This is a genomic window from uncultured Granulicatella sp., from assembly GCF_963528315.1.
Lineage (GTDB): Bacteria > Bacillota > Bacilli > Lactobacillales > Aerococcaceae > Granulicatella.
Genome location: NZ_CAURVV010000021.1, coordinates 1 through 11693 on the forward strand (window position 1 = coordinate 1; position 11693 = coordinate 11693).

The window sequence follows — 11693 nt, forward strand, 5'->3', positions numbered from 1 at the left end:
TATCTCCTGAACGAGTACCCATTGTAACCCCTGCTAATGGAGTGAATCCCATAGATGTATCTACTGATTTACCCCCATCAACGGCTGTAATTGAAGCACCGTTTCCTAAGTGACATGTAATGATTTTTAATTCTTCAATTGGTTTACCTAATAATTCAGCTGCACGGTGTGAAACATAACGGTGGCTAGTTCCGTGTGCTCCGTATTTACGTGCTTTGAATTGTTTGTAGTATTCTAATGGCACACTGTATAAGTATGCTTTTTTAGGCATTGTTGTATGGAATGAAGTATCGAATACAGCAACACTTGTAATATCAGGTAAGATATGTTTGAATGCACGCATTCCGATAGCTTCTGCTTTATTGTGTAATGGAGCAAATTCTGCTAAATCTTCTACTTGTTGGATTACTGTATCGTCTACTAAAGCTGAATCTTTGAAGATTTCTCCCCCAGCAACTACACGGTGTCCAACACCAGTAATTTCATCAAATGAAGCAATAATGTTTAATGCTACTAATTGCTCTAATAATTTTTCTACGGCTACTTCGTGGTTAGGAATATCTTCTACCACTTCATATTTTTGATCATCTCCGTAGCTGATTGAGAAGATTGAATTTTCTAATCCAATACGTTCTACTAATCCTTTTGCCACAACTTCTTCTTGAGGCATGTTAAATAATTGGAATTTCAAACTTGAACTTCCGGCATTAATCGCGATTGATTTTGACATAATCTGTCTCCTTTGTGTGATAATGTTCTACTTTTGTGAAAAACACTGTACAATCTTCCTTTAAAAAGTTTCATCATTCAGTATTTCTCGCACCTCATTCATTTTAGCATAACTAAGTACAGATTGAAATAATAAATCCTTGGTTCTACTTTCTTTTTCTAGAAAATACGTCTACCTTTACTTTTCAGTTCTATACTTTCTACGAAAGTTCTTTCGCCCATTTTTCAAAGGTTTGTGTAAATTGTCTGAACTTATCGATATTTTTCATATCTGGAATATCGCCTAATAAGACTTGACGAGCTTGTTTTGCGCCCTTTCCTTTTTTCTGGAAAATAAGCAGCGACTTGCTATATTGTTGATTTTTGAATAATGTTTTAGGGAAAGCTAGCATCGCTTGAACAAAGGATTCTTTTTGTAAATGTTCTAATAATGACACACTTTCTTCTGTTTCAAATAAATTTGTTGGCACAATCATCAATCCAAAACCACCTGGTTTTAAATAATTCAAATGCTGTTCAATCAATAAATGATGCGCATAAGAATGCCCTTCTTTTGCATGAGTCTTAAACTCTTTTGCACGTTCATCGACTGGATAATAACCTACTGGTAAGTCGGATAACGCAACATCAATTGGATCCACTAATAAATCACTTAATCCATCTTGCAACATCACTCGTACATCCAAGCGTTCCAACGCAAATGATTGCAATGCTAAATGAACTAAGACTTCATCATTATCGATGGCAGTCGTTTGAATTGTTTTTCCACTTTCTTGTAAAAAGAGCTGAACGGTGCTTAATAAATTCCCACTACCGCATGCAAAATCAGCAAGTGTTAGTGTTTCTTTATTTTCTGTTAAACGTTCCACCATAAAGGCTACTAATAATCCAATTGAATCAGGTGTCATTTGGTGATTCGTTTGTAAACCATCTTCTTTAGCAGCTTTTAAGAAAGTATATTGGATCATGCGACGAATTTGTTCTTTTGTAAAGCTTTCTAGCGCTAGCTCTTGATAAGCTGCATTTAATTGTTCAATTGTTGCCGCATCTGGTTGTCCTTCTACTTGCTGAGCTTGATTTCCTGAAGCAATATTTTGCAAGGTTTCTCCTAATGCCTCTACATAAGAGTAATCAATTGCTTTTTGGAGTACTTGAACAGCCTCCCATAATTTTTCAAAACTACGAATTTCTTTATTTTCCTGTTCCATCAAACTCCTCCTTTCAGATAAAAAATAAGAGACAGGACAAAGTCCTGCCTCCGCAAATTCCATATTATTCAGCAGCTGCTACTGGGTAAACAGATACTTGTTTTTTGTCACGGCCTTTACGTTCGAAACGTACTACGCCATCAACTTTAGCGAATAATGTGTCATCTCCACCGATTCCTACATTGTGACCTGGATGGATTTTAGTTCCACGTTGGCGGAATAAAATTGAACCACCTGTAACAAATTGTCCATCAGCACGTTTAGCACCTAAACGTTTTGATTGAGAGTCACGTCCGTTTGATGTAGAACCGCCCCCTTTTTTGTGGGCGAATAATTGTAAATTCACTTTTAACATGAGAGTGCACCTCCTTGATAGGTTAATCAACTTGAACGGTTAGATAATTAGGATATTCTTCTTGAATTCCTTCTAACCCTAGTAATAGACTATTTAATAAAATTTGTGTTGTTTGAGCTTGAACTTTCGTTACATCTCCTACAACTTCTAAATATAAATACCCACCTTCGACTTCATCAACATCAACAATCGGTTGATAGCCTGCTAGCTTCTCGATACTATTAACAGTCGTAATCGCTAATGCAGAAACGCCTGCACAGACAATATCACTTCCATGCTCGCTAAAACCTGCATGTCCTGTCATTTCAAAAGAAACTAATTCGTGGTCTTTTTTATGAAACGTTACTCGTATCATCGTCAAAATTAAGCTTTGATTGCGTTAATCACAACTTTTGTATAAGGTTGACGGTGACCTTGTTTACGGTGAGAGTCTTTACGACGTTTGTATTTGAAAGTTACAACTTTCTTTTGACGGCCTTGTTTTTCAACAGTTCCTTCAACAGTTGCACCTGCTACGAATGGAGCACCAACTTTAACGTTTTCTCCACCTACAAATACTACTTCTTCGAAAGTCACTTTGTCGCCAGCTTCTGCGTTTAATTTTTCAACGTAGATTGCTTGACCAACTTCAACTTTAACTTGTTTACCACCAGTTTTTACGATTGCGTACATATTGCACCTCCTATATTTTAGACTAAGACTCGCCAGTTTAAAGTGCCGATTCCGGTCTTTTGTACTCTAATCCGAGCGGTTGTAGCTGTGGTGCTTCACAATTACAACATGAATAGTTTAACAGAGATTTCTAACTAAGTCAAGCAAAAGCTCGGACAATTAAAATGAAAATTAGCCGACGATTCTTTTGCGAACCAATCGGCTAATTTATCTTTAACGATTTAACATTTTTTCTAATTCTACTTGTGTAAACGGCGTTGCTTCATCTTCATGAACACGTTCGATATTTGCTCCTAATGCACGTAGTTTATGATGGAATTGATAATATCCACGATCTAAGTATTTTAACTCAGTGACACGTGTATAGCCTTTTGCCACCATACCCGCAATAATTAAAGCTGCTGCTGCACGTAAATCAGTTGCTTTTACTTGAGCACCTTGTAATTGTGATTCCTGATTCATCACTGCAGTTCTACCTTCAATCATAAACTCTGCATTCATACGGCGTAATTCTTCTAAATGATTGAAACGATTTTCGAATACTGTTTCTGTCATTGTACTTACACCTGAAGCTAGTAATTGAACAATTGTCATTTGCGCTTGCATATCTGTTGGGAATCCTGGATGTGGTAATGTCTTAACATCTGTTGGTTTTAATGTTTCTGGTCCAATCACACGAATTCCATTTTCTTTTTCAATAAATTGAACACCCATTTCAGATAATTTGGAAATTAATGGTTGATTATGTTCAGCAATCGCATCTTCAACGAAAACATCTCCCCTAGTAACTGCTGCAGCAACCATAAATGTTCCTGCTTCAATTCTATCAGGGATAATCGAATGAATCGTACCTTCTAAGTGATCTACCCCTTCGATACGAATGTTTTCAGTACCTGCACCGATAATTTTTGCACCCATTTTGTTTAAAATATTTGCTAAATCAACAATTTCAGGCTCTCTTGCTACATTTTCTAATAAAGTCGTTCCTTTGGCTAAAGTCGCTGCCATCATTAAGTTTTGAGTCGCTCCAACTGATGGGAAATCCATATAAATTCTCGCGCCCACTAATTGATCAGCATGTGCTTCTACATAGCCATCTGCTTGAGTAATGGTTGCACCCATTGCTTCAAATCCTTTTAAATGCAAATCAATTGGACGAGTCCCAATTGCACAACCACCTGGCATTGCGACACGAGCATGACCAAATCTTGCTAAAAGTGGACCCATTACAACGATTGACGCACGCATCTTACTTACAAATTCAAATGCCGCGGTTGTTTGAACATCTTTTGTTGCATTTAGAGTAATGGCTTTTTCCTCTTCATCAAATGTACTAGTGACATTTAAACTATTTAATACTGCTAGCATCGTATGTACATCCGATAAATTCGGTACATTTGTTAAATGTGTTACCCCATACTCCGCTAAAATACTCGCTGCTAAAATTGGAAGCACAGCATTTTTTGCTCCCTCTACTTTTACCGTTCCATTTAGACGTGTACCACCTTGTACAATCATCTTTTCCATGTTCCAAACCTCCAAGGTTACTTACTCGTAATGAATTGAATAATTGAATTGATTAAATCGGATATCGAAAAAATTGCACTAGAAGCACCTACTCCTAAAAAAAGTGCGACTAACATCATAAATAGTCTTGCTTGTTCAATTCGATTTTTTAATATGATTTTTTCTAAATTTATACACTGTAATGACCAATAAGCTAGGATAATCATCGCTAGGGTCATGATTAATCTAAAAACTTGTGTAAATGTTGTCATGTAGGTCTCCTTATCTCCTATATTGATAGAGATACTGCCCCATTATCTTACCATATTTTGTACGAAATTAAAAGATTTTACCCCTTAACTTTCACATGCTTTCAAAAGTTTTTTCTCATTTTCATTTATTTGAAAATTCGGATTAATTACGAAAAAAGTAGTTGAACTCTTTTAACGAATTCAACTACTTTTACGATTGATATTTACTTTTCTTGATTATTAGATAGCCCTACACCCTTTAGAATTTCTAATACTTCCGGGCTAAATACAGCATTTGTTTCTTCAGTATTTGATGAAGTATCTTCTGTATTTTTAATACTTGCTTGTACCGGTACTTCTACGTCATTCATTGAATAAACGTTACCATCTTTATCTTTGTATTCCACATGTACTTTTACAACTTCTTTTGCGCTTGTTTCTGGTTGATGTTCAGTCATTGTTATCCCTCTATTCTTATTGAACTAAAAACATTCAAATTCTCTCTCTATTAAAGTATATGATACCTATTACACATAGTCAACGAATACTGTTTCCAACGCAAAAAAAGACTGAAACACTAAGGTTTCAGTCTTCTCTCATCATTATTTAGTTCATACTTTTAATGATTATTCTTCGTCTTTTTTCTTAGCTAATGCTGGTGCTGCTAATCCTAATCCACCTAAGATTGCTAACACTGCTGGAGTAAAGACGTTCATTTCAGCCATACCTGTATTTGGTAATTCTTGTTTTGCAACTGAAGCTTGTGCTTGAGATGTTACTTGAGCATTTGCTGGAGTTGCTGGAGTTGCTGGAGTTGCTGGTGTAGCTGGTTGTGCAGGAGTTGCAGGTTGTTCTGCTTGTCCTGGTGTTGCTGGTTCAACAGGATTTTGATTTGGTGCAGTTGCTTTCTTATAATGGTGGAATACTGTACCATTCTTATCTGTTGTTGTTTTATCGAACACATATCCTTCAAGAGCTTTAGGATCTTTCAACCCTTCTTCAGGTGAAGTGATATCTTTACCATTTTCATCCACGAAACGTGTTACCACTTTATTAACTTGTGGTGCTGGTGTTCCTGGTGATGGTTGTGGTTGAGAATCACGTTTTGGAGTTACTGTTACTGGCACTTCTAATTCAATTACTTCTCCAGTTGGTAATTTCACTTTCACTTTAACACTTGGTTTTTGACCAGCTGTTTCAGTAGTTGGAATTTCTCCAACTTCAACAATTTCCCATCCAGATTCTTTAGGAATGTCAACGTGTTTCTTAACATCTTCTTTTGTAATTGGTGTTCCTTGAGGTACAACGATTGGTGTTACAGTCGGAGTAGCAATTACTGGTACTTGTACTTTAATTGTTTTACCATTTGGTAATTTAACTGTAACTGTTGCTGATGGTCTTACACCTGCAGGGAATGTTTCAGGGAATTCTGGTTCTCCAACGATTTCCCATCCAGTTACTCCTGGAATTTCGATGTGTTTTTCTACATCTTTTTTAGTTAATTTAGTTCTTTCTGGAACGATAATTGGTGTAACTTTTGGTTCTACCACATTAACTACTACAGGAACTCGTACAATTTCTTTACCATCTTTATCCTTAACAATAACAACAGCTTCTTTTTTACCTGGTTTAGAAGTATCTACTGGTGTATCGTATTCGAATGTAGCTCCTTCTGGGTAATTTCCTGGTGTAATGTTGTCTTTTGGATTTGGAGTATCACCTTTTGGTACAAGTTGTTCTTTACCTTCAACCACTGTTACTGGTACTTTAACTGTTGTTTTGTACTCTTTACCATTGACAGTGTAAATCACTGGTACTTCTACTTCTCCAGCTTTTCCTGGCTCTGAAGTTTTTGGTACTGTAACATTTGTTAAATCAACTTTAACAGTTGCTCCTTCAGGAAGTTTTTTCTTGAATTCTTCGTTGTTGATTGCATTTTCTGCATCTTTACCAACTTTATCTTTTAATTCTTTTTCTGGAAGATCTTTTGGTACAATTACTGAACCTGCTGTTGGTTTTGGTAATACTGTTACTGGAACTTTTACTTTCTCAGTTACTTTTCCATTGTCATAAGTTACTGGTACTTCTACTGTTACATCTTTAGCTCCAGCTTTTCCAGTTGTATCTGGTAATGTTGTTGGTTCTCCAACTGTTCCACCTTGTCCTGGTGTTACGGCATCTTTAGCTTCAGTTGGTTTATCACCTTCGAATACCACAACTGGTTTTGGAGTTGACCCAACTACTGTTACTGGTACTTCTACTTCTTTTGTTCCAATAACGTTTCCTTTATCATCCGTATATTCAATAACTACTGTTGCTGGTTTTGGTTTTCCTGTTTCAGTTACTTCAGCTGTTGTTGGTGTTGTTCCTGCTTTTACTTCTTTAACTTTTACAGTTACACCTTCAGGAAGTTTATCTTTTGGTAATGCTTTAACTACTTCTTCAGCTTTTGCTTTAACTGCATCTTCTAGTTTTTCGCTTCCTTTAAGAACTGTTAACCCATCTGGTTTCACTAATGGTAATACTTTAACCACTGCAGGTACTTCTACAAGTTTATCTTCACCATTTTTAGCAACTACTGTTACTTTCTTGTCTCCAGGTGTTGTTGTATCAACTGGTTCTTTATAAGTGAATGTAGTTCCTTCTGGGTATTGTTCAGGATCAATACTTTCATCAGCTGATGGTTGTGGTTTAGCTGGATCTTCGAACACATATTGTGTCTTAGGATCTACTACCATAACTTTAGCTGGTACTTCAACTAAAGTGTTTCCATCTAATTCCGCTACAACTGTTACTTCTTTTTCACCTGCTGTTGTTGTATCAACTGGTTCTTTATACTTAAATGTTGTTCCTTCTGGATATTCTTCTGGAGTAATACTTGATTTAACATCTGGTTGTGGCTTCTTAGGATCTGCAACAACAAATTGTGGTTTACTATCAACTACACGCACTGTTGCTGGTACTTCTACTAGTACTTTATCTCCTTGTTTAACAACTACTGTTACTTTCTTATCTCCAGGTGCAGTTGTATCTACTTCTTCTTTGTATTCATATGTTGCATCATCTGGATAGTCTGAAGTATCAATATTATCTTCTGGAGAAGGTTGTTTTTTATCTTCACTTGCTGCTACTAATTGTGGATATCCTTTCACAACTTTCACTGGTACATTAATAGTTTCATCTCCAGTTGGATATTTAACTGTAGTTGGTACTACTACGTCTGTGGCTCCAGCTTTACCAGTTGTATCTGGTAAATTCGCATCAGTTGGATCTTGTACTGTTCCACCTTCATCTGGTGTAACTGCTTCTTTTACCTTAGCTGGATCTGGTTTTTGACCTTCTACAACATAGACAGGTTTCACTTCTGAACCTTTAACATTTACTGTTACTGGAATTTCTGAATTATAAGTTGTTCCGTCTGGTGATGTAAATGTTACTGGAACTTTTACAACTACTGGTTCACCTTTTTTATTAGCAATATCAGCAGGAATTTCTGGAATTTCTCCTACTGTTACTTTATAACCTGTTGGCACTTTTTGTGGGAAGTCAGGAGTTTTAATTAACTCTTCTGCTTTAGCTTTTAGAGTATCCTTAACTTTATCTGGTGTGCTTCCTTTTGGCACTTCAATTTCCCCACTTGTTTTAGGAAGAACAGTAACTGGTACTGTTACATTTTCTGTAATCTCTGTTCCATTTACGTTATGAGTAACTGTTGTCGGAATAGTTAATCCTATTTCTCCTGCTTTTCCATCAGTTTTGAAGATATCAGTTGCTTTTGGTTCATTAGCTGTACCTTTTTTGCCATCAATCTCTTTTGGTTCAACTTTTTCTTTAACACTAGCAGGTGTAATTTCATCACCTTCAAATACTACAACAGATTTTGTTTTAGATTCAACAACGTTTACTTCGATGTCAACTGTTGTTTCAAATGTTTTACCATCTACTGTATAAGTTACAGGTACTTTAACAACCCCACGACCATCTTCAGCAACTTTCGTAATTGCGATATTATCTTTATTAACCAAAGTTGAACCATTAGTATCACCTAATGCAGCTGTACCAGTAACATCGTTTAATAATTTAGTAAACTCTGGAGTTTTAATCGCTTCTTGAGCTTTCGCATAAGCAATTGCTTTTAATTGTTCATCAGTTGTGTTAATTGGTACGGTAATGACTGAGTTAGTTTGTAAACTATTAATGAAGATTTCTCTACCATATTTGTGGTTTGGATCATCTGAATTTGCTAAACCATTACGGTTAAATTCATTTTCATAAGCTGGTTTTAATCCATTTGCAGTATATGAGTACAGTCTGTTACCTTCTGCATCCGTATCTCCAAAACCACTCTTAACTGTTACTTTAAAGTCAGCTGGTCCTACGAAGTTATCTGCTGCTGTAAATGGAATACTTGTTTTACGAGAGTTTGTCTCTGCAGCAGCCATACGATTTCCGGCTGGTACGTTATAAGTTAATTTTCCACCTTTTGAGTTATCACTTGGATCGTTAGGAACCCATTTGATTGTATTTGCCCAAACATTTCCTAACCAGTTTGATCCACCATTGGCATTGTAGATTTTATCTTCTAACGTTACACCTTTAGGAACTTCTACTGTCACTTCAACATTTGATGCAGCATAGTAGTCAATATTCATTCCACCAGTGTTTTTAATATCGATATCAAATACACCTTTTTGACCTTTATCATAAATTGTATCTTTTGTATATCCGAATTCAAAACTTTTGTTTCCTGAACGAACATTAGTTAATACTTCAGCAGATGGAGCAGTTGCGATACCAATACCACCGATTAAGTAACCATCTTTAATATTGATTTTGTTATCATTAATTAAAGTATTTGTTCCTTGACTTCCAGCTTCAATTAACACTTTAATTTTTGTAGTTTCTGCTGGAATATCATAAATACGGTCTAAGTGGTTCCATCCATTAGCAGCCAAAGCAGCTTGTTCTGTTGTTAATGGTCCATTTTTACCTTCAACTGGTTTGATTTCTTTACCAGTAAATGCATCTACGATTGTTAATTTAACTCTTTCACCTGCAGAAGTTGATGTAGAACCACCATATGCTGCACTGTGAATTAAGTTAACGTTTAGACGAGAATTTCCGTTTACATCGAATTCTTTAGAAAGTGTTGTACCTTTACTTCCTAATTCAAGGTAGTAATCACGGTTTTTAACTTCACCAAACACATTTTTTCTCATTACATCAATTGTTGGAGTTACTGAAGGAACAGCACCACTACCATTAACATAACTTTTCTCACCTGATGTTTGGTATTTTTTCAATTCTCCATCGTTTGAATAGATTTTTGATTTAGGAACTTCACGTGTACTTGGTTGTCCATCTTTATCTGTAACATTTGTCACATCAAGAGGTTTAACCGCATTAACTTTGTCCCCTTTTTCAATTTTCCAACCATTTAACATACCAGCTTCTGCATCAGCTTTTGTAATAGCTTTTTCTTGCCAGTTATATGTTGCACTACCGATTGGATCTTTTGCATTTGGAACATTATTTACTTTATTAGTAATGTCACGACCACTTTCGTATTGTTTAGCAATTGTTTCTGATTTTTTATCTGCATCAGTGAATGTTACTTTGTCTCCGAAACCTTCTTTTAAGCTTTCGAATACACCGTTTTTAGGGTTGTTACCATAAGCAGCATGGTTTTCACTAACAGGAGCACCTAATTCAGTTTTTCCTGCTAAATAGAATGCTAATAAATCACGTTCTGATTTAACAGCTTCTGCTTGTTGACTCATTGCTTGAGCTGATGTTTTATCTGCAGCATTTGCTTTAGTTACTACACCATTAGCTTTTTCAATAACTTTAGTGTAAGTATCAATTACTGCTTGATCTTTTTTATTCGCATCTTTTGCTTTTTGTTCATCAAGTTTAGCTTGAATTTTAGCAATATTTGCTTGTAATTCAGTTAAAGCGTTATCTCTTTCAGCTTTGTATTTAGCTGCTTCTTCTGCCGAGTTAGCTGCAGTCGTATCTACTGCTCTAAATCCACTTTCACCTTGACCAGGAATCGCTTGACCATTACGTGGATCTTGGTTTTTGTTTTCTTTTTCTTCTTTCTTTTCTGCAGTTGCTTTTGGCATACTTTCAACAACGAAAGCTTTTCCGTTTACTGCTGATGTAGCTTTTGCTACTTCTTCTTTTGTTGCAGCTTCATTTGCAACTACAGCTTTTGCACTTGCTAATTCTGCTTTTGCAGACTCAATTGCTGAAGCTGTTTTTTCAGTTGATGCTGCTTTTTCTAAAGCTGCTTCTAAACGAGCAATAGCTGAAGTTAAGCCTGATTTATCAACTTTCTCAACTACTTGTTTGTTATCTTTATTAGCAGTTTCTACTGCTTCTGTAGTTGGAGTTGTTGCAGTTGCTTCTTCAGCAGCTTGAACATTTACCCCACCTAATACTGCTAATCCAGATGCAATGGCTACACTTGCTACCCCTACACTGAACTTACGAATACTATATCTTAAAAAACGTTGTGCTTGAATCGCACGAAGATTACGCTTATCTTTCATCGTTTTCCTCCTTTTATTAAAAGAATTTTGTTATTTCTTATAGAATTCTGTATAGTTTTCTATTTAAAAAGATTTTATATCACAACATGTGAAATGTCAAAGAATTTTAATATCATTTTCATAAATTACATATTTCTGTAAAAATTGTATAAAAACATTATAATATCAATGATTCTTTTAATACTTCTTTCATTTTTACACACGGATTTTTTCATAAATATTTCGTTTCAAAACATTGTGAATACAATTTTTTATTATCAACAGAACTTTCTTTTTGTTTTTAAAACAGATTCGGAATTTTACTTATTTTAGTTTGCTTTTAATATATACTTCTTTAATTTTAATTAAAAAATATATTATTTCGTAAATTTATTCCTTGTATCCATAAATCCTTCTACCTTCTATTAAGAATTGAATT

At 35.5% G+C, this 11693-nt stretch carries 9 protein-coding genes and 1 other annotated feature; all 9 genes read right to left on the reverse strand.

Annotated elements, in window-relative coordinates; genetic code table 11:
* On the reverse strand, positions 1-730 hold a 730-nt coding region (locus tag RYK07_RS05715; RefSeq protein ID WP_314852848.1), incomplete at its 3' end, for an acetate/propionate family kinase.
* Positions 731-929: 199 nt separating this feature from the next.
* Positions 930-1937, reverse strand: coding sequence for a class I SAM-dependent methyltransferase (locus RYK07_RS05720; RefSeq protein ID WP_314852850.1), 1008 nt, complete (start codon positions 1935-1937; stop codon positions 930-932).
* Positions 1938-2001: 64 nt separating this feature from the next.
* Positions 2002-2292: a 50S ribosomal protein L27 gene (gene rpmA / locus RYK07_RS05725; protein ID WP_006703860.1), complete on the reverse strand. Its 291-nt coding sequence runs from the start codon at positions 2290-2292 to the stop codon at positions 2002-2004.
* A gap of 22 nt (positions 2293-2314) precedes the next feature.
* The gene (locus RYK07_RS05730) at positions 2315-2647 is read right to left on the reverse strand and encodes a ribosomal-processing cysteine protease Prp (RefSeq protein ID WP_314852851.1); all 333 of its coding nucleotides are present in this window, start codon (positions 2645-2647) and stop codon (positions 2315-2317) included.
* An 8-nt stretch (positions 2648-2655) separates the two neighbouring features.
* Positions 2656-2964, reverse strand: coding sequence for a 50S ribosomal protein L21 (gene rplU / locus RYK07_RS05735; protein ID WP_314852853.1), 309 nt, complete (start codon positions 2962-2964; stop codon positions 2656-2658).
* 15 nt (positions 2965-2979) lie between these two features.
* Positions 2980-3055 (reverse strand) — a sequence feature (ribosomal protein L21 leader region).
* Positions 3056-3177: 122 nt separating this feature from the next.
* Entirely contained in the window at positions 3178-4491 is a 1314-nt protein-coding gene (gene murA / locus RYK07_RS05740; RefSeq protein WP_314852854.1) for a UDP-N-acetylglucosamine 1-carboxyvinyltransferase, read from the reverse strand.
* 17 nt (positions 4492-4508) lie between these two features.
* Positions 4509-4742 (reverse strand): DUF1146 domain-containing protein, encoded by a 234-nt coding sequence (locus tag RYK07_RS05745; protein WP_006703864.1) that lies wholly within the window; start codon positions 4740-4742, stop codon positions 4509-4511.
* 203 nt (positions 4743-4945) lie between these two features.
* The gene (locus RYK07_RS05750; RefSeq protein WP_314852857.1) at positions 4946-5179 is read right to left on the reverse strand and encodes a hypothetical protein; all 234 of its coding nucleotides are present in this window, start codon (positions 5177-5179) and stop codon (positions 4946-4948) included.
* Between the two features lie 168 nt (positions 5180-5347).
* Positions 5348-11275 carry a Rib/alpha-like domain-containing protein gene (locus RYK07_RS05755; RefSeq protein WP_314852859.1) on the reverse strand — a complete coding sequence of 1976 codons (5928 nt, stop codon included), beginning with the start codon at positions 11273-11275 and terminating at the stop codon, positions 5348-5350.
* Between the last annotated feature and the right edge of the window lie 418 nt (positions 11276-11693).